Source organism: Arhodomonas sp. KWT2 (assembly GCF_041949875.1).
In the GTDB taxonomy this organism is placed as follows: Bacteria; Pseudomonadota; Gammaproteobacteria; order Nitrococcales; family Nitrococcaceae; genus Arhodomonas; species Arhodomonas aquaeolei.
Genome location: NZ_JBHFPQ010000051.1, coordinates 393,034 through 417,219, shown reverse-complemented (window position 1 = coordinate 417,219; position 24,186 = coordinate 393,034). Strand labels below are relative to the sequence as shown.

At 73.0% G+C, this 24,186-nt stretch carries 20 protein-coding genes; 10 read left to right on the top strand and 10 right to left on the bottom strand.

Going from position 1 to position 24,186, the window contains the following annotated elements; translation table 11 throughout:
- Positions 1–65 precede the first annotated feature (65 nt).
- Positions 66–1,007, bottom strand: coding sequence for a metallophosphoesterase (locus tag ACEZHJ_RS17320; protein ID WP_163140054.1), 942 nt, complete (start codon positions 1,005–1,007; stop codon positions 66–68).
- A gap of 57 nt (positions 1,008–1,064) precedes the next feature.
- On the opposite strand from ACEZHJ_RS17320, the gene ACEZHJ_RS17315 reads away from it, so the two are divergent.
- Both ACEZHJ_RS17315 and ACEZHJ_RS17310 read left to right on the top strand, forming a co-directional pair.
- Positions 1,065–2,270: a CDP-alcohol phosphatidyltransferase family protein gene (locus ACEZHJ_RS17315; RefSeq protein ID WP_163140056.1), complete on the top strand. Its 1,206-nt coding sequence runs from the start codon at positions 1,065–1,067 to the stop codon at positions 2,268–2,270.
- Positions 2,257–3,243 carry a diacylglycerol kinase family protein gene (locus tag ACEZHJ_RS17310; RefSeq protein ID WP_163140058.1) on the top strand — a complete coding sequence of 329 codons (987 nt, stop codon included), beginning with the start codon at positions 2,257–2,259 and terminating at the stop codon, positions 3,241–3,243. Before ACEZHJ_RS17315 ends, ACEZHJ_RS17310 begins: the two co-directional genes overlap by 14 nt.
- A gap of 791 nt (positions 3,244–4,034) precedes the next feature.
- Here ACEZHJ_RS17310 and recC read toward each other — a convergent pair.
- Positions 4,035–7,322, bottom strand: a complete 3,288-nt coding sequence (gene recC, locus ACEZHJ_RS17305) for an exodeoxyribonuclease V subunit gamma (protein ID WP_375036732.1) — start codon at positions 7,320–7,322, stop codon at positions 4,035–4,037.
- Between the two features lie 333 nt (positions 7,323–7,655).
- On the opposite strand from recC, the gene ACEZHJ_RS17300 reads away from it, so the two are divergent.
- Positions 7,656–8,147, top strand: coding sequence for a carbonic anhydrase (locus tag ACEZHJ_RS17300; RefSeq protein ID WP_163141906.1), 492 nt, complete (start codon positions 7,656–7,658; stop codon positions 8,145–8,147).
- 9 nt (positions 8,148–8,156) lie between these two features.
- Here ACEZHJ_RS17300 and polX read toward each other — a convergent pair whose 3' ends face one another.
- Positions 8,157–9,878 carry a DNA polymerase/3'-5' exonuclease PolX gene (gene polX, locus ACEZHJ_RS17295; protein ID WP_163141909.1) on the bottom strand — a complete coding sequence of 574 codons (1,722 nt, stop codon included), beginning with the start codon at positions 9,876–9,878 and terminating at the stop codon, positions 8,157–8,159.
- A gap of 150 nt (positions 9,879–10,028) precedes the next feature.
- Here polX and ACEZHJ_RS17290 point away from each other — a divergent pair, with 150 nt between their 5' ends.
- Entirely contained in the window at positions 10,029–10,964 is a 936-nt protein-coding gene (locus ACEZHJ_RS17290) for a ChaN family lipoprotein (protein ID WP_205599875.1), read from the top strand.
- Between the two features lie 30 nt (positions 10,965–10,994).
- Here ACEZHJ_RS17290 and ACEZHJ_RS17285 read toward each other — a convergent pair whose 3' ends face one another.
- Together ACEZHJ_RS17285 and ACEZHJ_RS17280 are read right to left on the bottom strand one after the other, a co-directional pair.
- Positions 10,995–11,312 (bottom strand): hypothetical protein, encoded by a 318-nt coding sequence (locus ACEZHJ_RS17285; RefSeq protein ID WP_163141912.1) that lies wholly within the window; start codon positions 11,310–11,312, stop codon positions 10,995–10,997.
- 164 nt (positions 11,313–11,476) lie between these two features.
- Positions 11,477–13,519: a M3 family metallopeptidase gene (locus ACEZHJ_RS17280; protein ID WP_259200133.1), complete on the bottom strand. Its 2,043-nt coding sequence runs from the start codon at positions 13,517–13,519 to the stop codon at positions 11,477–11,479.
- Positions 13,520–13,688: 169 nt separating this feature from the next.
- Between ACEZHJ_RS17280 and gorA the strand changes: the two genes are divergently transcribed.
- The 3 genes from gorA to ACEZHJ_RS17265 all read left to right on the top strand — a co-directional run bounded on the left by gorA (position 13,689) and on the right by ACEZHJ_RS17265 (position 16,718).
- The gene (gene gorA / locus ACEZHJ_RS17275; RefSeq protein WP_018716694.1) at positions 13,689–15,047 is read left to right on the top strand and encodes a glutathione-disulfide reductase; all 1,359 of its coding nucleotides are present in this window, start codon (positions 13,689–13,691) and stop codon (positions 15,045–15,047) included.
- 88 nt (positions 15,048–15,135) lie between these two features.
- Positions 15,136–15,666, top strand: coding sequence for a gamma carbonic anhydrase family protein (locus ACEZHJ_RS17270; protein WP_018716693.1), 531 nt, complete (start codon positions 15,136–15,138; stop codon positions 15,664–15,666).
- Complete coding sequence (locus tag ACEZHJ_RS17265; RefSeq protein ID WP_259200127.1) at positions 15,666–16,718, top strand: succinylglutamate desuccinylase/aspartoacylase family protein; 1,053 nt, start codon at positions 15,666–15,668, stop codon at positions 16,716–16,718. Before ACEZHJ_RS17270 ends, ACEZHJ_RS17265 begins: the two co-directional genes overlap by 1 nt.
- Before the next feature lie 24 nt (positions 16,719–16,742).
- Here the strand turns inward: ACEZHJ_RS17265 and ACEZHJ_RS17260 are convergent, their stop codons facing one another.
- Genes ACEZHJ_RS17260 through hemB form a run of 4 tightly spaced genes read right to left on the bottom strand, consistent with a single transcriptional unit; the run spans position 16,743 to position 20,526 of the window.
- Positions 16,743–17,378 (bottom strand): LysE family translocator, encoded by a 636-nt coding sequence (locus ACEZHJ_RS17260; protein WP_163139419.1) that lies wholly within the window; start codon positions 17,376–17,378, stop codon positions 16,743–16,745.
- 51 nt (positions 17,379–17,429) lie between these two features.
- A complete protein-coding gene (locus ACEZHJ_RS17255; protein ID WP_163139421.1) occupies positions 17,430–18,659 on the bottom strand; it encodes a cation:proton antiporter in 1,230 nt (409 codons plus the stop codon).
- The gene (aroE, locus tag ACEZHJ_RS17250; RefSeq protein WP_163139423.1) at positions 18,656–19,468 is read right to left on the bottom strand and encodes a shikimate dehydrogenase; all 813 of its coding nucleotides are present in this window, start codon (positions 19,466–19,468) and stop codon (positions 18,656–18,658) included. The genes ACEZHJ_RS17255 and aroE overlap by 4 nt, the downstream gene beginning before the upstream one ends.
- 35 nt (positions 19,469–19,503) lie before the next feature.
- Entirely contained in the window at positions 19,504–20,526 is a 1,023-nt protein-coding gene (hemB, locus tag ACEZHJ_RS17245; protein ID WP_256379705.1) for a porphobilinogen synthase, read from the bottom strand.
- A 177-nt stretch (positions 20,527–20,703) separates the two neighbouring features.
- Here hemB and ACEZHJ_RS17240 point away from each other — a divergent pair, with 177 nt between their 5' ends.
- Positions 20,704–21,378, top strand: a complete 675-nt coding sequence (locus tag ACEZHJ_RS17240; protein ID WP_018716687.1) for a TVP38/TMEM64 family protein — start codon at positions 20,704–20,706, stop codon at positions 21,376–21,378.
- A complete protein-coding gene (locus ACEZHJ_RS17235; RefSeq protein ID WP_018716686.1) occupies positions 21,378–22,793 on the top strand; it encodes an NAD(P)/FAD-dependent oxidoreductase in 1,416 nt (471 codons plus the stop codon). The genes ACEZHJ_RS17240 and ACEZHJ_RS17235 overlap by 1 nt, the downstream gene beginning before the upstream one ends.
- On the opposite strand, the gene tsaD is transcribed toward ACEZHJ_RS17235, so the two are convergent.
- Positions 22,741–23,814 carry a tRNA (adenosine(37)-N6)-threonylcarbamoyltransferase complex transferase subunit TsaD gene (gene tsaD / locus ACEZHJ_RS17230; protein WP_018716685.1) on the bottom strand — a complete coding sequence of 358 codons (1,074 nt, stop codon included), beginning with the start codon at positions 23,812–23,814 and terminating at the stop codon, positions 22,741–22,743. The genes ACEZHJ_RS17235 and tsaD overlap by 53 nt on opposite strands.
- A gap of 155 nt (positions 23,815–23,969) precedes the next feature.
- Here tsaD and rpsU point away from each other — a divergent pair, with 155 nt between their 5' ends.
- Positions 23,970–24,182 (top strand): 30S ribosomal protein S21, encoded by a 213-nt coding sequence (rpsU, locus tag ACEZHJ_RS17225; protein WP_018716684.1) that lies wholly within the window; start codon positions 23,970–23,972, stop codon positions 24,180–24,182.
- The last annotated feature ends 4 nt before the right edge of the window (positions 24,183–24,186 follow it).

Below are 24,186 nucleotides of genomic sequence, written 5' to 3'. Positions count from 1 at the left end.
CCAGGGCGGAGCGGTCTCGTGGGCGCGGGATTATACACGGCGGCCCCGGGCACGTCCGTGCCGGCTCAGGCGGATTGCCGCGGTATCTCCAGTGTGCCGCCGGCGTCCGCCCGTGGGACGAAGTCTCCGGTTTCGGCGTCGTAGGCGTGTACCGTGACCCCGAGCCGCCAGCCCGTCGGGGTGGGGGTGACGACGCAGCGGTGGTAGGCCGCGTTGCGTGCCGGATCGTGGGTGCGCTGGGAGGCGGACGGCGCGCCGAGTACCGGCACCGGCCCGCGGGGGCCGTCGATCTCGCCCCGCAGGCGGCGGTGGGCATGGCCGTGGAGGACGAGCTCGGCGCCATGGCGGCGCACGAGTGCGCGGAAGCGCTCGGCGGCGACGAGCGACTTGCGCCGGGAGACCGCGTCCGGCTGCGGCGGGTGGTGCATGAGCACGACCCGGAATCGCCCCGCCTCGCCGGCGCGCGCCAGTGCCCGGCCGATGCCGTCGAGCTGGTCGCCGTCGATCCGGCCGGTGGCGAGCAGCGGTGCGCTCGGGTAGGCGGTGTTCACGCCGATGAAGCTTACCGGACCGCGGCGGCGTTCGAAGGGGAAGCGGGGGCGCTCGTCGCCGTCGCCGCACATGTGCGCGGCCCACTCCGCGAGGGTGTCCTGCCAGCGGACCGGGACGTAGAGGTCGTGGTTGCCCGGCACCACCGTCACCTGCGGGCCCGGGCCGAGCGCGGCGAGCCAGTCGCGGGCCTCGCGGTACTCGTCCGGCGTACCGAGGTGGGTGAGATCGCCGGTGACCGCGATCTCCTCGTCGGGGTGTGAGGCGAGGGCGCGCTGCAGTGCCGCGAGGATGCCGTCGCAGTGGGCATGCCGCCGGCCCCGGCGCCAGGAGAGGTAGCCGAGGAGGCGCTTGCCGATCAGCTCGCGGCGGCGAAGGGCGCGCAGCGACGTCAGGTGGGGATCCGAGAGGTGGGCGAAGGCGAGGCCGTGCGCACCATCGTCGTTCGTGGATTCCATGGCGGGGCCAGTATAATGAGCGCCCATTTCGGTGGGAAGCGGGAACAAGGGGCCACGATGCCAGTGTACGTGTGCGTCACCGGGGACAGCCCGGTCCGCCTGTGGGGGCTCACCGGCCGCGAGCGCCTGGAGCGGGCGTTCGCCGCCATGGACGGCGTGGAGGCCGTCGCTGGCCCGGAGACGGTTCCGGCGGAGGCGACGGCGGTCGTGCTGCGCGCCGATCATGCCTATGACGGTGCGGTGCTGCGCGGGCTCGTCGAGGGCGCGGAGCCGGTGTGCCTGCTCGGCGAGGACGGCACGCCGGTGGCGGCCCGGGGCTCCGGCGGGGAGACGGCGGCGTTGCTGGAGGCGGTGGCCGCGGCGGACGCCGGCGGGCTGGCGGACCGGCCGTCGAGGTCCGCCGGCGAGCTCGCCTCCGGCTTCCGTTCGCGGCTGCGCAGCGTCACCCCCCCGCGAGTGTCGCGCATCACCGCCGGCAATCGCCGCGCGCTGGAGCGCTGGCTGTTCTCCGGCGCCTACAAGGGCGTGACCGACCTGATCACCAAGTGGCTGTGGCCGGTGCCCGCCCAGTGGGCGGTGCACGGCTGCATCCGTCTCGGGCTCTCGCCCAACGCGGTGACCACCGCCAGCCTGGTGCTGGCGATCGCGGCACTGGTGGCGTTCGCGGGCGGGGCCCACGGCCTCGGGCTCGTGGCCGGGTGGCTGATGACCTTCCTGGACACCGTGGACGGCAAGCTCGCCCGGGTGACCCTGACCTCCAGCCGTTTCGGCGACTACCTCGACCACGGCATCGACCTCATCCACCCACCCTTCTGGTATCTCGCCTGGGGGCTCGGGCTGGCGGCACCGTGGACGCTGACGCCGTCGCTGGGCGTGACCGTCACCGCGATCTTCGCCGCCTATATCGGCGGACGGCTCTGCGAGGGCGCGTTCCAGTGGTTCGCCGCGCCCTTCTCGCTGTTCATCTGGCGGCCGTTCGACTCCTTCAACCGCCTGATCACGGCGCGGCGCAACCCGAATCTCATCCTGCTCACCGCCTTCTGGCTGGGCGGGCGGCCGGACCTGGGGCTGTGGATGGTGGCCGCCTGGCACGTGCTTTCCACGCTGGTGCTCGCGGCCCGGGTAGTGCAGGCGGCGCTCCGCGCCCGCGGTGCGGCGCTCGCGCCCTGGCTCAACGACGTCGACCCTGCCCGGGACCGGGACCGCCTGGCGGTGCGCTGCTTCACCCAGGCCCCGGCCGGAGGCGCCGGTGCCCGACGCTGAGCCCGCCGCTGCGGCGGTGGCCCTCGCCGGCGAGCGGCTGGGCCTGCTGCTCAATCCCCGCGCCGGCGGCCTGCGCCGGCCGCTGGATCGGGTGCGGGCGCTGGCCGCCTCGCTGCCGCTGACCGCCGCCCACGAGGCGGATACGCCGGCGGGGATGGCGGCGGCGCTGGAGGCCATGGCCGCGGACGGGGTCACCGCTCTGGTGGTCGTGGGCGGTGATGGTACGGTGCAGGCGGTGCTGGGGCAGCTGCTCACGGCGCGCCCGTTTCCGCGCCTGCCGTGGCTGGTGGTGGTCCCCGCCGGCAGCACCGACATGACCGCGCGGGATATCGGCCTGCGCGGCGGGCCGGTCGCCGTGCTGGGGCGCCTGGTCTCCACCGTGGCGGACGCACGCACGCTGAGCGCGCGGTACCGTCCGGTGCTCGGTGTCGGGCACGACGGCGACCGGGTGTGCGGGATGTTCTTCGGCGCCGGCATGGTCGCCGACGGGGTGGGATACTTCCGCGAGCGGGTACGCGGCCGCGGCCTGGTGGGGGAGAAGGCCTCCGCGCTGGCGGTGCTTCGGACCCTGGCCGCACCGTTCGCCCGGCGCCCGGCCGGCCGCGGTGTGACCCTGCGTCAGCCGGCGGCGCTGGCGCCGCCCGTCGGCCATGGACTGGTGCTGGTCAGCGCCCTGGACCGGCTGCTCTTCGGCAGCCGTCCGTACTGGGGCGCTGGTACCGGCGCGCTGCACTGCACGGTCATGCCCGCCCGTCCCGGCCGCCTGGTTGCCGCGCTGCCGTGGTTGCTCCGCGGCCGTCCGGGCCGCCGGCTGTCCCCCCGGCGCGGCTTCGCCAGCGGCGACGTGGATGCCGTCACCCTCGATATCGACGGCGACTACGTCGTCGACGGCGAGCTCTACCCTGCCGACAGCGCCCGCGGCCCGGTGCAGGTCGCCGTGGCCGAGCGGGCCATGCCCTTCCTGGTGCCCTGAGGCGGTAGCACGCGCGCCACGTCCGGCCCGGCGCCGCCGTCGGTGTGGTGTCCCGTGGCATTTCCGGTCGGGGGGGGCCGCACAACGATCAGGGCCGAGCACGACGCCGGCGGGCGGCGGGGGGAATCTACGGCGGTTCTCTCCCTGCCGGCGGGATCGTCGGCTGCCGGGAGCAGCTGACCTACGGGAGAGGCAGGCGACCCCCCTGCGGCATGCCTGTGAACGGGCCGTGCTTGTAGGCTGGCAGTTCCTCCTGGCAGCCGACATCCCGTCCCGCGTGCTGGCAGCGTAGACTGCCTTGAGTGGCCTAATCACCCCGATGTCCGCGCATTCCTCCAGCGTGTGCGCAGGTGGGGAAAGCCAGCGTGGCCGCCCGGGGGCCGTCATACTCAAGCCCGTCCACATCCGTTCCGGCGTCACCAGGGACCAGACATTCCATAACCTGCAAATCGGTTGATCCGCGAGGAGGTATCTACGGTGTGCTCCCGTTCCGCGGCAGGTCGGCATGCTTCATGCGACCGACGGGCGGCGGGGTGCCGGCGATTTGCCGGTGCGCGGCTGGTGTCCGGGGCGTGTGAAGTTCTTTGGACGGTGCCGCTCCGGGCTGTCGCACACGTCAGGTGGCTGAGTCCGCGTAGGTCGTGCGCCGCAGGCGTGCGACGTTCCGGCCCGGTCATTGAAGGCGTCGCACACGGCCTGCGGCCGTGCACGATCTGCCGGTCTTCCGCTCCGGAACCACACAAGGCCGGTTGCCCCTAGCGACCGACAGGTGTCCGGCCGTGTCGCCGGGGCTACTCCGGCATCTCCGCGTCGGACATCGGGTCGAACAGGGCGGTGGCGAGGGCGGGGAACCCGGGGTCGTCCAGCGGGGCGGCGTCGCGGAACACGGTGGCCCAGCTCGGGTCGCTGCCTTCGCCCGGCACGCCCTGGAACGGGTTGTCCTCCCAGACGCGGGCGGCGGCGATCATGGCGCGGTCGGCGTCGCCGTGGCGGCGCAGGGCGGTGGCATAGGCATGGGCGCTCGCCAGCGGCAGGGGCAGGGGCGTGCGCAGGCCGCGCCAGTAGAGGGCGAGCAGGGCGCCGAGGCGCTCCCGGGCCTCTTCCGGATCGATGGCGGCGAAGGCCAGGAGGGCCGGCGGGGCCTCGCGGCCGCCCTCGCCGAGGTGGCGGCTGATGCGGCCGGGATCGTCGCCGGGGGCGACGGCGTTGAGCGCGAGGTGGCTCACCCACAGGCGCAGCCGGTCGGCGGGCCGCACCGGGGCCGGGCGGTAGGTGAGCAGCCCGCCCTCGCGGCGGTCCGTGAGCCAGCCGGTGATGTGCAGGCCCGCCAGCTCGAGGTCCACCTCCAGTGCCGGCAGGCGCTCGCCCAGCAGGGGTTCGAGGTGCTCGCGCAGGCGCTCGACCCGGGTGACGGTGTCGTCCATCACCGCACGGCCGAACGGGCCCTCCGGCAGGGTGCCGGCGGCGTCCAGCAGCCGTTCCAGGGTCTCCGGGTCATGACCGCGGAGGCGCTGGGCGAGCAGGTGCTCGCGGAGCTGGTAGGCGCCCAGGCCGTCCAGGTCGAAGGGCTCACTGTCCGCCTCGTCCACCGCTTCGCGCTGCATCCGCGTGCCCAGGCGCAGGCGCAGGAAGGCCTCCGCCGGGTTGCGCAGGAAGCGCACCAGCCCCTCCAGCGTGACCTCGCGCAGCTCCGCCTCCGGCTCGGGCAGAGGGGCGTCGATGAACGGCGCGGGGGCGCTGTCGCCGGTGTCCCCGCCGCCGGCCGGGCGCAGCCAGTCGTCGGCGTAGCTGAACACCGCGGCCTCCGGGTCTCCGCTGTAGCGGGCGCTGAAGGGCTGCAGCGGGTGTTCGGTGAGCAGCGACGCGCTGGCCGGGTGCCCGTCCGGGGCGGTGAAGGTGCGGTCCAGGCTGTCGCAGAGCTCGTTGACCAGCACCGAGGGCAGGCGCTCGCTGTCGTCGCGGATGCTGCGCCCGACGTAGCTCACGTACAGCCGTGAGCGGGCGGAGAGCAGGGCCTCCAGGAACAGGTAGCGGTCGTCCTCGCGCAGGCTGCGGTCGCCGGGGCGGCGGCCCTCCGTGGCCATGAGGTCGAAGGCCATGGTCGGGCCCTGGCGGGGGAAGTCCTGGTCGTTGAGGCCGATCAGGCAGACCGCCTCGAAGGGCACGCTGCGCATGGGCACCATGGCGCAGAAGGTCACCTGCCCGGTGAGGTAGCCGCCCTGCTGGCCGTCGCCTTCCAGGGCGTCGAGCAGGTGGGCGCGCAGGGTGGCCGGCGGCAGGGGCTCGTCGAAGCCCGCCGCGGCGGTGGCGTCCATCAGCGCGGTGACGGCGTCGCGGATCACCTGTAGCGCCTGGTGCTCGGCGGCCTCGGCGCCGTGGAAGAGCTCGTCGAGCACGGCGTTCAGCCGGGTCTGCCACCCGGCGGGGGTGTGGGCCTCGCGCAGGGTGGCGCGGGCGGCGAGCAGATGCTCCCAGAACGCGGCGAAGCCGCCGAGCCACGCCGCCTCGCCGCCCTCGACGCCGGGCATCGGCGCGATGTCGCGGTACAGCGCGGTGTCGTCGTCCATGGCGTAGCCGAGGAGCAGGCGGTTCAGGCCGAAACGCCAGCTGTGGCGCTCGCGGGCCGCGGGCAGCGCCTCCTCGGTGCGGTGTCCGGCGTCCGCGCCCCAGCGGATGCCGCTCTCGCGCACCCAGGCGCGGATGCGCTCGACGGCGTCGGCGTCCAGGTCGAAGGCGCGGTGCACCGCCGGCACCTCGAGGATGGAGAGCACCTCGGAGGCGGTGAGACGGCTGCGCGGCAGCTCCAGCAGCCGGGTGAACACGCGGATCACCGGGTGCACGCCGGGCAGCGCGCGGTCGGTCACGGACCAGGGGATGTGGCGCTCGCCGGCGGCGTTGCCGAACACCGCCTCGATGTAGGGGGCGTAGCGGTCGATGTCCGGCGTCATCACCACGACGTCCCGGGGCTGGAGGTCCGTGTCCGCGAACAGCCGGCGCAGGCGGTCGTGGAGTACCTGCACCTCGCGCATGGGGCTGTGGCAGGCGTGCAGGGTGATGGAGGTGTCCTGCGGATTCAGCGCCACGGCGGGCTCGTCGCCGTCCGCGCCGCGCCGGCGCAGCTCCAGGATATCCGCCTGCAGGCGTGCCAGGTGGCCGAGGTCTGCGTTCTCCGCCGGCTCGGTGAAGTGGTAGGCGTCGTCGCCGCTGTGGTTCTGGAGCAGTTCCAGGAACTCCCGGCCGGTGCCGCCGAGGGAGGCGAGCAGCGGGTGGCCGACGCTGTAGTAATCGCTCGCGTCCGGGAGCCCGCGGCGGCGCCAGAGTTCGCGCAGCTTCGCCAGCCCGCGCTCGGAGACCACGTCGCCCCAGTAGTGGAGCGAGGGGTTGAGGACGAGCACGTCCACGGGGATGTGCTCGGCCAGGGCGGCGAGCAGGGCGATGTAGGCCGGCGGCGCGGAGGAGACGCCGAAGACGGTGAGCCGTGGCGGCAGGGTGGCCGGGTCGACGTCGCCGTTGCCGAGGGCGGCGATGTAGTCGTGGACCAGGGCGGCGCGGTGGGCGGCGCGCCCCTCGTCGGTGGCGGCGATCTCGCGCCACAGCGCGGCCTGCCAGTGCGCCGATTCCCCGGCCTCCCAGGCGGCGATCCAGTCCGGCCGGTAGACCAGGTACTCGTCGTAGAGGCTCGCCAGGCGGTCGGCGAGCTGGTAGGCCTTGACCCCGTTGTCGTGGTCGCTGTCGGCGAGGTAGGCCCGCAGCGGGGCGAAGGCCTGGGCGTCGAGCACCCCCGGCAGCCGGGCGAGCACCCGCCAGCGCAGGGCCTGACGGTCGAAGCCGGACTGCTCGGGGAGGTCCGTCCAGTGCCGGGCGAACAGGCGCCAGACCAGTCCGCCGAGGAAGGGGAAGGCCACGTTGGCGGTCACGCCGTGACGCTCGGCGAGCTCGATGGACAGCCAGTGACCCATGCTGCGGTGGGGTACGACCACCGTCTCCTCGGTCATCGGCGGCAGCGGTGCCGCGGCCATCTGCCCGGCGAGGGCGTCGGCGAGGGCCTCCAGGCGGTTGCTGTGGTGGGTGACGAGCACGGTGGGCGGCGTCCTGTTCCTCGGTCTGCCGGCTCAGTCTGCCTGATCCGCGCGGGCCGCGGCGAGCGCGACGCATGCCTGCCCGGTCTGCTGGCGGTCTTGTCATCCGCCAGCCGGACCGAACGGGGCGTGGGGGCCCGGCAGCGGCGTTGCGCCAGGCCCGTGATCCCTTCCGGCGCCGTGTAAATGGCAGACCGCCGGGAGCTCGTCAGTAACGGTATAAGCAAATGACGAACGATTGGTTCCGACGCTCGGCGATGCGTGCTTACGCTGCCGGATCGGGGCGGGCGCGCCCCGATCCGTGTTTCCGCCGTCATAGAGGGAGGGGTCGAGATGAGCGTGACCGACGAGCTGCTGGAGGGGAACCGCGCCTACGCCGAGGGTTTCGATCAGGGCGGCCTGCCCATGCCGCCGTCCCGGCGGGTGGCGGTGGTGGCCTGCATGGACGCGCGCCTGGACGTCTACCGTCTGCTCGGCCTGGGGCTGGGCGAGGCCCACGTGATCCGCAATGCCGGCGGCGTGGTGAGCGAGGACGTGATCCGCTCGCTGGTGATCTCGCAGCGCCTGCTCGGCACCCGCGAGATCGTGCTGGTGCATCATACCGACTGCGGCATGCTCACCTTCAACGACGACGGGGTGAAGGCGCAGATCGAGGCCGAGACCGGGATGCGCCCACCGTTCGCGCTGGAGGCCTTCGGCGAGCCGGCCGAGGACGTGCGCCAGTCGCTGCGCCGCATCCAGGCGAACCCCTTCATCCCGCACCGGGACGCGGTTCGGGGCTTCGTCTATGACGTCGGTAACGGGCGGCTGGACGAGGTGCGCTGAGCCGGGCGGTCACCGTCGGCGCAGCGCGGCGAGGAAGTCGTTCACGCCGTGGGTGTTGAGCACATCGGCGGCGGTGAGCCAGCCGCGCCGTGCCTGGTCCAGGCCCAGGCGCATGAGCGCGAGGTCCTCGGTGCTGTGGGCGTCGGTGGCGACCACGAAACGGGCGCCCTGTCCGAGCGCCTCCCGGATCAGCACGTCGGGGAGATCCAGCCGGCCGGGCTGGGCGTTGATCTCCAGGGCGCAGCCGGTTTCCGCGGCGGCCCGGAGGATCCGGCCCATGTTCGCGTCGATGGGCTGGCGCTCGCCGAGGATCCGGCAGGTGGGGTGGGCGAGGATCTGGCAGTGGGGGCTGTCCAGCGCCCGCAGCAGCCGGTCGGTCTGCTTCGCGCGGGGCAGTCCCAGGCCGTAGTGCACGGCGCAGACGACAACGTCCATGCGCGCGAGCACGTCGTCCGGCAGGTCCAGGCTGCCGTCCTCCAGGATATCCACCTCGGCGGACCGGAGCACGCGGATGTCGTCCAGGCGGGCGTCCAGCGCCTCCAGGGCGTCCAGGTGCTCGGCGAACGCCCCCGGGGTGAGGCCGTTGGCGACGCGCAGCCGCCGGGTGTGGTCGGTGATGGCGAGGTACTCCCGGCCCAGGGCCTTCGCCGCCCGCGCCATGGCCTCCGCGCCGTCCCGTCCGTCGGTGGCATCGGTGTGGCAGTGGAGGTCGCCGCGGATGTCCTCGAGGGCCACCAGCGCCGGCAGCCGGTCCTCCGCCGCCGCCTCCAGCTCGCCGCGGTTCTCGCGCAGCTCCGGCTCGATGTAGACCAGCCCCACCTGTTCGTAGACCGAGGCCTCGGTGGCCCCGGCGATCCGGCGTTCACCCTCGAAGACACCGTACTCGTTGATCTTCAGTCCGCGCCGCTGGCCCATCACCCGCACGGCGATGTTGTGGGCCCGGTTGCCGGTGAAGTAGTGCAGCGCCGCGCCGTAGCTGGCCTCCGGGACCACCCGCAGGTCTACCTGCAGGCCGCCGTCGAGGATGACCGTCGCCCGGGTGTCGCCCCGGGAGACGACCTCGGAGACACTGTCGTAGCCGGTGAGCCGCTCCATGACGTCATTGCCGGTGTCCGCGCTGACCAGGATGTCCACGTCGCCCACGGTCTCGCGCCGGCGCCGGTAGCTGCCGGCGATGATCGCCTGCTTCACGCCGCGGGCCCCGGCGAGATGGGCCAGCAGGGGCTCGGCGATGCGCTCGGCGTCCGCCAGCCGGGTGCGCTGCTGGCTGTCCCGGTGTGCCTCGATGGCGTGCAGGATGTTGCGCTCGCTCTTCGCGCCGAAGCCCCTGAGGCCGCGGATTCGGCCCTGGCGGGCGGCGTGCTCGAGGTCGTCCAGGCTGCCGATGCCGAGGGCGTCGTGGAGGGCGCGGATGCGCCGCGGGCCGAGACCCGGGAGGGCGTCGAGGTCGGCGAGGTGTTCAGGGAACTGGCCGGCCAGGCGTTCCAGGGCCTGCAGCCGTCCGGTGTCCACGATCTCGTGCATCTTGGCGGCGAGGTCGTCGCCGATGCCCTGAAGCTCGGTGAGATCGGTGCCGTCCGCGATCATCCGCGCGACCTCGGTGCCGAGCCCGCGCACGGTCAGCGCGGCATTGCGGTAGGCGCGCACCCGGAACGGGTTCGCCCCCTGGATCTCCAGGAGCTCGGCGTAGCGCTCGAACAGCGTCGCGATCTCGCTATTGTGGACGGCCATGGGCGGCTCCCTCCCCGGCGGCTCGCCGTTGCCTGCCCGCTATTCCGGTGACCGCTGACAGGCACGGCCCGGGGCGGCAATACTAACCACCTGCGCCAGCAGGGACAGGGTCGCCGAGAACCGGGGCGGCGGCAACAGGAGATGCACGATATGCGCACGATGCTCATGGGGGCGGCGATGCTGCTGGCGCTGGCCGGCTGCGCGGTGACCGGCCCGGCGGGTGGCGGGCCGCAGGCGGGCCGGATCCGGGACGTCGCCGCGGGGCGTTTCATCGACAGGCCGGCCCTCATCGGGCGGCTGGCCCGGGCGGACGTCGTGCTGCTGGGCGAGGTGCACGACAATCCGCACCATCACGAGCGCCAGGCGGCGGTCATCGATGCCCTGGCCGCCCAAGGCCGGCGGCCGGCGGTGGTGCTGGAGATGCTGCGCGCGGACCAGCAGGCGGCGGTGGACCGGGCGCGTCGCGAGCATCCCGGTGATGTCGACGTGCTCGCCGGGGCGGTTGACTGGGCGGACTCCGGCTGGCCGCCGTGGTCGATGTACCGCCCGGTGTTCGCCGCGGCGTATCGCCACGACCTCCCCATCGTCGCGGGCAATCTCTCCCGGCAGCAGTTGGACACGCTGCGTTCCCGGGGGCTGGAGGGCCTGTCCGCCGCGACCCGGACCCGACTGGGCCTGGATCGCCCCCAGCCGGCCGACGAGCGGACCTCCATGACCGAGGCCATCCGCGAGGGTCATTGCGGGTTGCTGCCGGAGGAGATGCTGCCGCGCATGCGCGGGATCCAGCGGGCACGGGACGGTGCCCTGGCGCGTGCAGCGCTGGCGGCCGCCGGGGAGGCGGGGATGAGCGTGGTCATTGCCGGGCACGGTCACGCGCGGACCGACCACGCCATCCCGCGGGTGATTGCGGTCCTGGCGCCGTCACGCCGTGTCGCCGCCGTGGCATTCGAGCCGGCGATGCCGGATAACCCCGATGCACGGCCCGGCCAGGCACCGCCCTTCGACTACGTCTGGTTCACCGCCGCCGTGGAACGGGAGGACCCGTGTGCGGCGCTGCGCGAGCGTTTCGGCGGGTCCGGCGACTGATCCGGAGATGAAGCGGGCGGGACGCTGCGTTCAGCAGCGCCCCTTCTTGGCCTGGCCCGGCGGGCAGAAGTTGCCGGACGGGCCGCCGCCCTCGTGGATGACGCGCTCGCGCTCACGGCGGTAATGGCCGCCACCGTCGTCGTCACCGTCGGTGGTCACCGCGGTGCCGGTGGCAGCGCCGATGGCCCCGCCGAGGATGGCCCCGTCGCGACCGCCCACCTCGGAGCCGATGGCCGCCCCGGTGGCGCCACCGATCGCCCCGCCGATGGCGGCATCGGCGGTGTCGTCCGCGATTGCCGGGCCGGTGGCGATCAGCGCGCCGAGTGCCAGTGCGTACAGGCTTTTCATGTCGCTGCCTCCCGGTCTCTGCCGTTGTGGATTCAAACCCGGGGACAGGATGGCCCCGCGTGCCGGGGAGCGGCAAACGCGCCGACTGCTGCCGGGCGGCGGCGGCGCGTGAGCCCGTGTGTCGCGGCGCCCGGGGCGCGACGTCCCCGGGCGGCGACAGGGGTTCACGCGGCGAGACCGCTGTGGCGCAGCAGCGCCTCGATGCTGGGCTCGCGACCGCGGAAGCCGCGGTAGAGCGTCATGAAGTCCTCGCTGCCGCCCCGCTCCAGGATCCAGTGACGGAAGGCGCCGCCCGCCTCCTGGCTGAACAGCCCCTCCTCCTCGAAGCGCGAGAACGCATCCGCCGAGAGCACCTCCGCCCACTTGTAGCTGTAGTAGCCCGCGGCGTAGCCCCCCGCGAAGATGTGGGCGAAGCCGTTGGCGAAGCGGTTGAACGCCGGCGGGCGCATCACCGCGACCTGCCCGCGGACCTCGTCGAGCACGGCCTGGACGCGGGCCCCGGTGTCCGGGTCGTATTCCGCGTGCAGCCGCATGTCGAACAGCGAGAACTCGAGCTGGCGGACCATCTGCATGGCGGACTGGAACGTCCGTGCCGCGCGCATGCGCCCGAACAGCGATTCCGGCAGGGGCTCGCCGGTCTCGTGATGGCGGGCGAAGGCGTCCAGGGCCTCGCGCTCCCAGGTCCAGTTCTCCATGAACTGGCTCGGCAGTTCCACGGCGTCCCACGGCACGCCGGAGATGCCGGCGACGCTGGGCACGCCCACGCGGGTGAGCATGTGGTGCAGGCCGTGGCCGAACTCGTGGAACAGGGTCTGGACCTCGTCGTGGGTGAGCAGTGCCTCGGCGCCTCCCACCGGCGGGGTGAAGTTGCAGGTGAGGTAGGCCACCGGCACCTGGACCGCGTCGGCGAGGGCGTTGCGCGAGCGGCACACGTCCATCCACGCGCCGCCGCGCTTGTGGGCGCGGGCGTAGAGGTCGGTGTAGAACTGGCCGACCAGGCCGCCGTCGGCGTCGCGGATCTCGTGGAAGCCCACGTCCGGGTGCCAGGTTTCCACGCCGTCGCCGCCGGGGGTGATGTGCAGCCCGTAGAGGCGCTCGACCACCTTGAACAGCCCTTCCATCACCCGGGAGGCGGGGAACCACGGGCGCAGGTCTTCGGGTGAGAGACCGAAGCGTGCCTGGCGCAGCTTCTCCGAGTAGTAGGTCGCGTCCCAGGCCTCCAGCCGTTCGAGGCCGTCGCGCTCGCGGGCGAACGACTCCAGCTCCGCGAACTCTTCGCGGGCGCGGGGCACGCTGCGCCGGGCGAGGTCCTCGAGAAAGCCCATCACCTCGTCGACGCTGCGCGCCATGCGCGGCTCCAGGGCGAGCTCGGCGTAGTTGTCGAAGCCGAGCAGCTGCGCCTGCTCGTGGCGGAGGGCGAGGATCTCGTCCATGACCGGGCCATTGTCGAACTGCCCGGCGTGGGGGCCGACCTCGGAGGCCCGGGTGGTGAAGGCCTCGTAGACCTCGCGGCGCAGGGCACGGTCGTCGGCGTGGGTGAGCACCGCCTGCACCGAGGGGAACTCCAGCGTCAGCCGGTAGCCGGACACGCCCGCCTGCTCCGCGGCCTGCCGCGCCACGCCCAGGGCGGACTCGGGCAGACCGGCCAGCGCCCCGGTGTCCGTCAGGTCCCGGTGCCAGGCGCCGGTGGCGTCGAGGAGCTGCTCCTGGAAGCGCGCGGAGAGCTCGCTCAGGCGGCTGGCGATCTCCGCGTAGCGGCGCTTGGCCTGCGGGGCGAGCGCTACGCCGGCGAGGCGGAAGTCGCGCAGGGCGTGCTCCACAGCGGCGCGCCGCTCGGCGGGCAGGGCCGCGAAATCGTCGCGCTCGGCCACCGCCCGGTAGGCCTCGTAGAGCGCGGTGTTCTGCCGCAGCTCGGTGTCGTAGGCCGAGAGCCTGGGCAGGCAGGCGTTGTATGCCGCGCGCAGGGCCTCGCTGTCCATGACGCTGTTGAGGTGGGAGACCGGTGAGAACACGCGCATCAGCCGCTCGTTCATGGCCTCGACCGGGGCGACCAGGCCCTCCCAGGTGTACGGCCCGCCGTCGGCGAGCAGCCGCTCCAGCGTGGCGCGGTTCTCCGCGAGCACGGTGTCTATCGCCGGCTCCACGTGGGCCGGCTCGATGGCATGGAACGCCGGGAGGCGGTCGGTGGCGAGCAGGGGGTTGTCCATTCGGGTGCTGTTTCTCCGTTCGGGGCGTCGCCGGTGGGCGGCGCGGTCGCCTTGCCACCTGGTTCGTCGCGGTGGCGGTGCTTTGCCGCGGCGCCGCAGCGCAGTAGATTAGGGCCGGTACCGGACGGCGCCGCCGGCCTGAATGCTAAGTGTTGGGGCAGAGAGTCGCATGAGCAACCATTTCGATCTGATCTGTATCGGCGGCGGCAGCGGCGGTATCGCCACCGCGCGCCGGGCCGCGAGCTACGGGGCGAACTGCGCGGTGGTCGAGCGCGAGCGCCTCGGCGGCACCTGCGTGAACGTCGGCTGCGTGCCCAAGAAGGTGATGTGGAACGCCGCCAATGCCGCGGAGGCGCTCCGCCATGCCGGGGATTACGGCTTCGACGTCACCGTCAACGGCCTGGACTGGGGCGCCCTGGTGGCCAACCGCGAGGCCTACATCCAGCGCCTGAACGGCATCTACGCCCGCAACCTGGACAACTCTGACGTCGCGGTGCTGCGCGGCGAGGCGCGTTTCGTCGACCCGCACACCATCGAGGTGCGCGGCGAGCGCTACACCGCGGACCGCTTCGTCATCGCCGTGGGCGGCACGCCGATGTACCCGGACATCCCCGGCGCGGAGCTCGGCATCGACTCCAACGGCTTCTTCGAGCTCACCGCCTGCCCGGACGAGGTGGCGGTGGTCGGTGCCGGCTACATCGCCGTGGAGCTCGCGGGCGTGCTCCACCAGCTCGGGGCGCGGGTGCGCCTGGTGGTGCGCCGGGACTCGCCGCTGCGCGCCTTCGACCCGATCATCCGCGAGGCCTACCTGGAGGCGGCGGCCGCCGACGGCATCGAGGTGGTGAACCACTTCGTCCCCGCGCGCCTGGAGCGCCGGCGCGAGAGGCTCTCGCTGCACGCCGAGGACGGCCGTCACCTCGACGGCCTCGACGAGGTCATCTGGGCCATCGGGCGGACGCCGGCGACGGCGGCGCTGCGCCCCGACGCCGCGGGCGTGGATGTCCGCGCCGACGGCAGCATCCCGGTGGACGCGTACCAGGCCACCAACGCCCACCACATCTATGCACTGGGCGACGTCACCGGCAACGCCTTTCCGCTCACGCCGGTGGCCATCGCCGCCGGGCGCCGTCTCGCTGACCGGCTCTGGGGCGGGCAGCCGGAGCGCCATCTCGTCTACGAGACGATCCCCACGGTGGTGTTCACCCACCCGCCGATCGGCACCGTCGGCCTCACCGAGGACCAGGCCCGGGCGGAGTACGGCGACGAGGCGGTGACGGTGCACAGCACCCGGTTCGTGCCCATGGAGTATGCCCTTGCCGACGCCGCGGCCAAGCGTCGCAGCGCGATGAAGCTGGTCTGCGTCGGCGACGCCCGCCAGGTGGTGGGGGTGCACCTGTTTGGCCTGGGGGCGGACGAGATGCTCCAGGGCTTCGCCGTCGCGGTGCGCATGGGGGCGAGCAAGGCGGACCTCGACGACACCGTGGCCATCCACCCCACCAGTGCCGAGGAAGTGGTCACCATGGCCTGAGGCCGCGAAGGGCGGTATCTTGCGGCCGAAGAGCGCACGGCGGACGGCGGAGCGTCGCCGCCCCGTGCCGCAGCCAGGGAGCGAGGACATGATTCGACCGTTCGACGAGAAGTGGCCGCGCGTCGCCGACAGCGCGTGGATCGACGAGAGCGCCGTGATCATCGGCGACGTGACCCTCGGTAATGACGTCTCGGTGTGGCCGACCGCCGTGATCCGTGGCGACGTCAACCGCATCGCCATCGGCGACCGCAGCAACGTCCAGGACGGCACGGTGATCCACGTCGCCCATGACGGGCCCTACAGCCCCGGTGGCTTCCCCACCGTGGTCGGCGAGGACGTCACCATCGGACACCGCGCCGTGGTGCATGCCTGCACCGTGGGCAGCCGGGTGCTCGTGGGCATGGGCGCGATCATCATGGACGGTGCCGTGGTCGAGGACGACTGCATCATCGCCGCGGGCACGCTGGTGCCGCCGGGCCGGCGCCTGGACGCCGGCTATCTCTATGTCGGCTCACCCGCGAAAGCGGCGCGCGAGCTCAGTGCCGAGGAGCGCGAGCAGCTCGTCTACTCCGCCCACCACTACGTCCGGGTCAAGGAGAAGCACGAGGGGCGGCTCTGATGGCGCGTCAGGCCCTGACCCTCGCCGGGACCACGGTGCGTCCCGGCGAGCGGCGTACCATCGATATCCCGGCGGCCCTGCTCTATACCCACGCGCCGGTGACACTGCCGGTGCAGGTCATCCACGGCAGGCGCGACGGCCCGGTGCTGCTGGTCAACGCCGCCATCCACGGCGACGAGATCAACGGCGTGGAGATCATCCGCCGGCTGCTCCAGCTGCCGGCCCTGCGGCGCCTGCGGGGGACACTGCTGGCGGTCCCCATCGTCAACGTCTTCGGTTTCACCGACCGCTCGCGCTATCTTCCGGACCGGCGCGATCTCAACCGCGCGTTCCCGGGCAGCGAGCGCGGCTCGCTCGCCGGGCGCCTGGCGAACCTCTTCCGCACGGAAATCCTCAGCCACGCCAGCCACGTCATCGACCTGCACACCGCGGCGATCCACCGCGAGAACCTGCCCCAGATCCGGGCCAACCTGGACGACCCGGACTGCACCGCGATGGCCAAGGCCTTCGCCACGCCGGTGATCGTCAACACCCCGCTGATCGAGGGCAGCCTGCGCAAGACCTGCAGCGACGAGGGTCGGCCGGTGATCACCTACGAGGCCGGTGAGGCGCTGCGTTTCGACGAGTCCTCGATCAAGGCCGGCGTGCAGGGTGTGCTCCAGGTCATGTGGCACCTCGGCATGGTCGCCGCCAGTCGCGTGCGCCGTCGCCCACGCAACAGCTACGCCGCCAACAACAGCAGCTGGACCCGGGCCGAGCAGGACGGCATGTTCCGCGCGATCGTCCCCCTGGGCGAGTACGTGGAGGAGGGCCAGACCCTTGGCTACATCGCCGATCCCTTCGGCGACCGCGAGATCCCCGTGGAGGCGGGGGCGAGCGGTATCGTCATCGGCCGCAACAACCTGCCCCTGGTCCACGAGGGCGAGGCGCTGTTCCACGTCGCCCGTTTCGACTCGGTGCACCGCGTGGCCCGCTACGTCCAGGCCTTCAACCGCGAGCTCGAGGAGGACCAGGACTGGCAGGGCAGTGACCCGGAGCCGCCGATCGTGTGACCGGCAGGCCCGCGCGGGGGCGGGTCACGCCCGCGGCGAGCCGGTGACCAGGCGCAGGCCGAAGGCCAGGAGCACGCCGCCGGTGACGGTGTCCAGAACCCGCGTCACCCGGGGCCGCCGCAGCGCGGCGGTGAGCGGCCGCGTGGCGGCCACCAGCAGCGTGAACCAGGCGATCCCCTCGACGGCGTGGACCGTCGCGAGCAGCGTGGAGAAGACCACGACGTCGGCGCCGGCGGGCACGAACTGCGGCAGGAATGTCACGTAGAACACCCCCACCTTGGGGTTGAGCAGGTTGGTGGTCAGCCCGCGCAGGAACCAGCCGGGGGCTCCGGTGTGCGGGCCCGTTACGGCATCCTGGACGTCAGGGCCCGCACCGGCGCCCCGGATCAGGCGGATGCCGAGCCAGACCACGTAGGCCGCGCCGGTCCACCTGAGGACGGTGTACGCCAGTTCCGAGGCGGCCAGCACCGCGCCCAGGCCCAGCGCGACCGCCAGTCCCCAGGCGAGGCAGCCCGCGGCCACCCCGAGCCCGGCGCACAGCGCCCGCCGGCCGCCTTCCACCGCGGCCGTCCTCAGCACCAGGGCCGTATCGAGCCCTGGGGTGAGTGTGATCAGCCCGGCCGTCACGGTGAAGGCGGCGAGCGCCTCGATCCCGGTCATTGCCTGTCTCCCCTGCGGAGCCCGGTCCTCATCATGCGCCGCCGGGGCCGGCTATGCCCGGCTGTCGCGCCGCCGTGCCAGCATCCGCCCGAGCAGTGGCGGCGTGACCACGCAGGTCACGAGACTGACCACGGCCATGGCGCCGTAGAGGTGATCGCTGATCGCCCACGGGCCGAGGGCGTGGGCCTGGTGGATGACGACCATGGCGATCTCCGCGCGGGGCACCATGCTCACGGCGAGCAGCCGCGCGGAGTCGCGGTCCGTGGTCAGCCGGGCGGCGAGGTAGGGGCCTGCGAGCTTGCCCGCCGCGGCGGCGACGACCAGCACGGCGCCGATGCCCAGGGCGGGCAGGAGCAGAGTCGGGTTGAACTTCAGCCCGATGCCGATGAAGAAATACGGGGTGAGGAAGTCGTACAGCGCGTGGTAGGTGTTCTGCGACTGCACCCGCTCGGGGAAGGCGCTGAACACCAGGCCGGCGAACAGCGCGCCGATCGCCAGCGAGAAGCCGAGCACACCGGCCACGGCGGCGATCGCCGAGCCCACGCCGACCACCGTGAGCAGCCGCTCCGGCGGATTCTCCCAGCGTTGCAGGAACTGGTGCAGGGCCGGCTCGGCGAAGCGCGCGAACAGCCAGCACAGCACGGCGAAGCCGGCGAAGCGGACCGCCAGGCCGCCGGCGGCGCTCGCCAGCGACCCCCAGAGCGCACCGTTGCCGGACTGCAGCACCGGCAGCACGGCGAACAGCACCGCCATCAGCATGACCCCGGAGATGTCGTCGAGCTCGGCGACGTCCACGGTGAGCGAGCCGGCCTCCCCGTCCAGGGCGTCGGCGTCCTGCCACACCGGCATCACGACGCCGATGCTGGTAGCGGTGAGCGCGACGGCGATGATCAGCGACGGGATCAGCGCGAGCCCGAGGAGCCAGTGGGCGGTGGAGAAGCCGGCCAGCCCGGAGACGGTCACGTCGCCGATCCAGACCACGCTCGCGCCAGGGAGCTTTGCGAGCAGGGTGCGGGGGTCGAGCCCGAGGCCGACCCGGAAGAGCAGGGCGACCAGGCCCAGGTTGGCGAGCAGCTCGAAGCCCTCGATGACCGGGTCGGAGAGCACCGGCAGGCCCTGGTCGACGCTGCTGATCGCGACGCCGAGCAGGAGATAGCCCACCAGCGGGGGCAGGCCGAGGCGTTCGCAGCCGGCGCGCAGGCCCATGGCGGCGGCGGTGGCCACGCCGATGAGCAGGACCAGCAGGGCGTTCAGGTCCGCGGCCTGGAGCGCCTCGCTCATGCGCCGCGCAGCGCCTCGATCACCGGCGCGGTGCGGGGCCGGTGGCCGCGCCAGAGGAAGAACGACTCCGCCGCCTGCTCGACGAGCATGCCCAGCCCGTCCGCGGCGATGGCGGCGCCGTGGGCCCGGGCCCAGCGCACGAAGGCGGTGGGCTCGTCGGCATAGACCATGTCGTAGCAGCACGCGCCGGGGGCGAGCAGGGTGTCCGGCAGCGGCGGCAGCTCACCGCTCAGTCCGGCGGAGGTGGCATTGATGACCACGTCGAAGCGCATCTCCGCCAGGGCCTCGTAGCCGCTGCCGGTGACGGCGCCGAGGTCCGCGAAGGCGGTCGCGAGCTCCCGGGCGCGCTCCGCCGTGCGGTTGGCGATGTGGACCGAGGCCGGGGCCTCCTCGAGGAGCGAGGGCAGGGCGCCGCGGGCCGCACCGCCGGCGCCGAGTATGAGCACCCGGGCGCCGGCGAGGGTCACGCCGTGGTTGTCGCGCAGGTCGCGGACCAGGCCGATGCCGTCGGTGTTGTCGCCGTAGAGTCCGGCGTCGCTGATGATCAGCGTGTTCACCGCCCGCGCGCGCTCGGCGCGCTCCGAGAGGGTGTCGGCCAGGGCCCAGGCGTCGCCCTTGAAGGGCACGGTAACGTTGAGGCCGGCGCCGCCGGCGGCCTCGAACTCCGCGACCGCCCCGGCGAAGCCGTCCTCGGGCACCAGGATGCGTTCGTAGCGAACGGCCTCGCCGGTCTGCTCGGCGAAGAGCCGGTGGATCTCCGGCGAGCGCGAGTGGGCGATGGGGTTGCCCATCACGGCATAGCGGTCCATCGGGGCCCCTCCTGCTGTCGCCTCGGCCATCGGCGTCAGACCTCGCGGTCGTTGAGCCAGGCCGCCACGTCGCGGGCGAAGTAGGTGAGGATGCCGTCGGCGCCCGCGCGCTTGAAGGCGGTCAGCGCCTCCAGGGCACAGGCCCTGCCGTCGAGCCAGCCATTGGCCTCGGCGGCGCGGAGCATGGCGTACTCGCCGCTCACCTGGTAGGCGAAGGTGGGCACGCCGAGCTGGTGTTTCACCCGGTGGATGACGTCCAGGTAGGGCATGCCGGGCTTGACCATGACCATGTCGGCGCCCTCGTCCATGTCCTGGGCGACCTCGCGCAGGGCCTCGTCGCTGTTGCCCGGGTCCATCTGGTAGGTCTTCTTGTCCGCCTGACCGAGGTTGGCCGCGGAGCCCACGGCGTCCCGGAAGGGGCCGTAGAAGCTGGAGGCGTACTTCGCGGAGTAGGCCATTATCCGCGTGAGGGCGTGGCCGTCGCCCTCCAGGGCCTCGCGGATGGCGCCGATGCGTCCGTCCATCATGTCCGAGGGGGCGATCACGTCCGCGCCGGCCTCGGCGTGGGAGCGGGCCTGGCGGACCAGCACCTCGACCGTCTGGTCGTTCATCACGTAGCCGCTGTCGTCGAGCAGCCCGTCCTGGCCGTGGCTGGTGAACGGGTCCAGGGCACCGTCGGTGATCACGCCGAGCTCCGGGACGGCCTCCTTGAGTGCGCGCACCGTGCGCTGGACCAGCCCGTCCGGGTTCCACGCCTCGGCGGCGTCCAGGCTCTTGCGCTCCGGCGGTGTGACCGGGAACAGCGCCACTGCCGGGACGCCCAGCGCGGCCAGCCGTTCCGCCTCGGCGACCAGCAGATCGATGCTCTGGCGCTCGATGCCCGGCATCGAGGGCACCGCCTCGCGGCGGTTCTCGCCGTCGAGGACGAAGACCGGGTAGATGAGGTCGTCCACGGTCAGGGTGTGCTCGCGCATCAGCCGCCGCGAGAAGGCATCGGCGCGCATGCGCCGCATGCGGGTGCGGGGGAAGCGGCCGGTCGAGATGTGGTCGAGGGACAAGGGGCACCTCCGGTGTGGGCGCGTCTGATGTGGGGCGCGCATGAACTTTGCATCGAATCATTATGCCGATTTATCACGTCCGCCCCCAAGGGCGGGTAGCGGGGATTACGGATGGCGCCGGCGCGGGCGGGCGGGCAGACTGCGGGCATCCGCCATTCGATCCTGCCGGGAGGGGGCTTGAACGCGAGAAACACCGCCAGGGCACTGCTGCTGCTCGGGATGCTCGCCGCCGTAGCGGTTGCGCTGTGGTACCGCGATGCGTTCACGGTGGCGGCCCTGCGCGCGCGCCTGGACGACTTCGGGGCCTGGGCGCCGCTGGCGTTCATGGTGCTGTATGCGGCGGCGACGGTGCTCTTCCTGCCCGGGCTGGTGTTCACCCTGGCGGCCGGGGTCCTTTTCGGGCCATGGGCGGGCACGCTCTACGCCCTGCTCGGTGCCACCACCGGGGCGAGCATCGCCTTTCTCGTCGCCCGTTACCTCGCCGCGGACTGGGTGGCCCGGCGCACCGGCGGACGGCTGCGCCGACTGGTCGACGGGGTGGAGGCAGAGGGCTGGCGCTTCGTCGCCTTCACCCGGCTGGTGCCGCTCATCCCCTTCAACCTGCTCAACTACGCGCTCGGGGTGACCCGCATCCCGCTGGCGCACTTCGTGCTGGCCAGCCTGGTGTTCATGGCCCCGGGGGCTTTCGCCTATGCCTGGGTGGGGCATGCCGGGGCCGCCGCCATCGCCGGTGGGCGCGGTGCCGTGCAGGCGGTGCTGATCGCGCTGGGGGTGTTCGCCGCGGTGGCGTTCCTGCCCCGGCTGGTGAGACGCTACCGTTCTCAGCCAGCGGCGGACAGGGACGGCGCGTGATGCGGGATCTGGTGGTCATCGGCGGGGGCGTCGGCGGCCTGGTGACGGCGAGCGTCGCCGGCCAGCTCGGCCTCGACGTGGTGCTGGTGGAGCGCAGCGCGCGACTCGGCGGCGACTGCCTGCACCACGGCTGCGTGCCGAGCAAGACCCTGCTGCGCTCCGCCCAGGTCGCCCACCTGATGCGCCGGGCCCCCGACTTCGGTCTGCCCGCGACGGCGCGGCCGGCGGTCTTCGCCGACGTGCGCCGCCGGGTGCATGAGGTCATCGACACGATCCAGGCCCACGACGACCCGGAGCGCTTCCGCGGCTATGGCGTGGACGTCCTCTTCGGCGAGGCCCGGTTCACCGCGCCGGACGAGGTGAGCGTCAAGGGCGAGCGTATCCGTGCCCGGCGGTTCGTCATCGCCACGGGCTCGCGCCCGGCGGTGCCGGCGGTGCCCGGCCTCGCCGAGGCGGGGTACCTCACCAACGAGGACGTGTTCGACCTGGACGGGCTGCCGGAGCGCCTCGCGGTGGTCGGCGCCGGCCCGGTGGGTGTGGAGCTGGCCCAGGCCTTCGCGCGGCTGGGCTCGGCAGTGACCGTCATCGAGGCCGCCGGCGAGATCCTGCCGCGGGAGGAGCCGGCGGTCGCCGGCGAGCTCCGCGAGGCGCTGGAGGCCGAGGGGGTGCGCTTCCGTCTCGGGGCGAGGCTGGAGCGCGTCGAGCGCGAGCCCGGCGGACTGACGCTGCAGGTCCACCAGGGCACCGAGCACCTGCCGGTGGTGGCGGACCGCATCCTCGTCGCCGTGGGGCGCGAGGCCAACGCCGGGGGGCTCGGCCTGGAGGCCGCCGGTGTCGAGCACGGACCCGCCGGGATCCGCGTGGACGCGCGCATGCGCACCTCGCGGCGCCATATCTTCGCCTGCGGCGACGTCACCGGGTTGTATCCGTTCACCCACATGGCCGAGTACCAGGCCGGCATCGTGATCGCCAACGCGGTGTTCCGCTGGCCGAAGCGCGCGGACTACCGGGTGGTGCCGCGGGTGACCTACACGGACCCGGAGCTGGCCGCGGTGGGCCTGTCCGAGACCGAGGCACACGCCCGTTACCCGGACGCGCGCGTACTGACCTACCGGTTCACGGCGGTGGACCGGGCGCTGATCGATGGCGTCCCGGCCGGCGGCATCCGGCTGGTGGTGCGGCGTGGGCGCATCCTGGGGGCGACGCTGCTCGGGCCCCATGCCGGCGAGCTGCTCCACGAGATCGTGCTCGCCATGCAGGCCGGCGTCCGCCTGGACCGCCTCTCCAGCGCCGTCCACGCCTATCCGACGCTGGCACAGATTCACCGGCGGGCGGCGAACACCGCCTATTCCGGACGGCTGTTCAGCCCCGGGACCCGGCGCCTGGTGCGCTGGCTCCAGCGGCTGGTGCCGTAACCGCGTCCCCGGGAGGGGCAAGTGATTCGAGGTCCCAGCGCGGCGCGATGTCGAACGCGTCGTCCCGGCTGCCCTCGCCGGGCAGCCGCAGGCAGCCGGCATGGGCGACCATGGCGCCGTTGTCGGTGCAGAACTCGATGCGCGGGTAATGCACGCGGGCGTCGCGGCGCCGGGCGACCTCCGCCAGGCGTTCGCGCAGCGCCGCGTTGGCGCCGACGCCGCCGGCCACCACCAGCCGGCGTACGCCGGTCTCGTCCAGCGCCCGGCGGCACTTGATCGCCAGGGTGTCGATCACCGCGTCCTGGAAGGCGCGGGCGATGTCGGCGACGGTCTGCGGGGCGTCGCCCTCGCGCCGGGCGGTGTTGAGGGTGTGGGTCTTGAGCCCGCTGAAACTGAAGTCGAGCCCCGGGCGGTCGGTCATGGGCCGGGGGAATCTGAAGCGCCCGGGGTCGCCGTCGCGGGCCGCGCGCTCCACGGCCGGGCCGCCCGGGTAGCCGAGGCCGAGGAGCTTGGCGGTCTTGTCGAAGGCCTCGCCGGCGGCGTCGTCCAGGCTCTCGCCGAGCAGCCGGTAGCGGCCGACGCCGGCCACCTGCACCAGCATGGTGTGGCCGCCGGAGACCAGCAGGGCGACGAACGGGAAGGCCGGCGGGTCCGCCTCCAGCAGCGGCGCGAGCAGGTGCGCCTCCATGTGGTGGACGCCCACTGCGGGGATGTCCAGGGCGAAGGCCATGGCCCTCGCCGTCGCAGCGCCCACGAGCAGTGCGCCGGCCAAGCCGGGGCCGCGGGTATAGGCGATACCGTCGAGGGCGGTGCGCGGGGTCTGCGCCCGCTCCAGGGCCTCCCGGATGAGCGGCGCGAGCTTGCGCACGTGATCCCGGGAGGCCAGCTCGGGGACCACCCCGCCGTAACGGGCGTGGGTCTCGATCTGACTGTGCAGGCAGTGCGCGAGCAGCCCGCGGGCGCTGTCGTGGACGGCGACGCCGGTTTCGTCGCAGGAGGTCTCGATGCCGAGTACGCGCATGGCGGGGCGGTTCCGACAGATGGCCCGGCGCAACGGCCGGATTTTGCATTTACCCGGGGGCGCGTATACACTTACGCGCCTCGGCGAGCGCCGAATACCCGGCGTGAGGCCATACATTCTATCGTGAAAACCGATTCCTGGAAGGTGATCAGTACATGCCGCACGTAAAGGTTCGCGAGAACGAGCCCTTCGAGGTTGCTCTGCGTCGTTTCAAGCGCTCCTGCGAGAAGGCCGGTGTCCTCTCCGAGATCCGCCGGCGCGAGTCCTACGAGAAGCCGACGCAGGTGCGCAAGCGCAAGCAGGCCGCGGCGGTCAAGCGCCACATGAAGCGGATCCAGCGCGAGCAGCGCCGGATGCGGATGTACTAGCTCC

Coding starts and splice junctions, on each gene's coding strand:
- ACEZHJ_RS17320 (WP_163140054.1), bottom strand. CDS start 1,007: ATGGAATCCACGAACGACGATGGTGCGCACGGCCTCGCCTTCGCCCAC.
- ACEZHJ_RS17315 (WP_163140056.1), top strand. CDS start 1,065: ATGCCAGTGTACGTGTGCGTCACCGGGGACAGCCCGGTCCGCCTGTGG.
- ACEZHJ_RS17300 (WP_163141906.1), top strand. CDS start 7,656: ATGAGCGTGACCGACGAGCTGCTGGAGGGGAACCGCGCCTACGCCGAG.
- polX (WP_163141909.1), bottom strand. CDS start 9,878: ATGGCCGTCCACAATAGCGAGATCGCGACGCTGTTCGAGCGCTACGCC.
- ACEZHJ_RS17290 (WP_205599875.1), top strand. CDS start 10,029: ATGCGCACGATGCTCATGGGGGCGGCGATGCTGCTGGCGCTGGCCGGC.
- ACEZHJ_RS17285 (WP_163141912.1), bottom strand. CDS start 11,312: ATGAAAAGCCTGTACGCACTGGCACTCGGCGCGCTGATCGCCACCGGC.
- ACEZHJ_RS17280 (WP_259200133.1), bottom strand. CDS start 13,519: ATGGACAACCCCCTGCTCGCCACCGACCGCCTCCCGGCGTTCCATGCC.
- gorA (WP_018716694.1), top strand. CDS start 13,689: ATGAGCAACCATTTCGATCTGATCTGTATCGGCGGCGGCAGCGGCGGT.
- ACEZHJ_RS17270 (WP_018716693.1), top strand. CDS start 15,136: ATGATTCGACCGTTCGACGAGAAGTGGCCGCGCGTCGCCGACAGCGCG.
- ACEZHJ_RS17265 (WP_259200127.1), top strand. CDS start 15,666: ATGGCGCGTCAGGCCCTGACCCTCGCCGGGACCACGGTGCGTCCCGGC.
- ACEZHJ_RS17260 (WP_163139419.1), bottom strand. CDS start 17,378: ATGACCGGGATCGAGGCGCTCGCCGCCTTCACCGTGACGGCCGGGCTG.
- ACEZHJ_RS17255 (WP_163139421.1), bottom strand. CDS start 18,659: ATGAGCGAGGCGCTCCAGGCCGCGGACCTGAACGCCCTGCTGGTCCTG.
- aroE (WP_163139423.1), bottom strand. CDS start 19,468: ATGGACCGCTATGCCGTGATGGGCAACCCCATCGCCCACTCGCGCTCG.
- ACEZHJ_RS17235 (WP_018716686.1), top strand. CDS start 21,378: ATGCGGGATCTGGTGGTCATCGGCGGGGGCGTCGGCGGCCTGGTGACG.
- tsaD (WP_018716685.1), bottom strand. CDS start 23,814: ATGCGCGTACTCGGCATCGAGACCTCCTGCGACGAAACCGGCGTCGCC.
- rpsU (WP_018716684.1), top strand. CDS start 23,970: ATGCCGCACGTAAAGGTTCGCGAGAACGAGCCCTTCGAGGTTGCTCTG.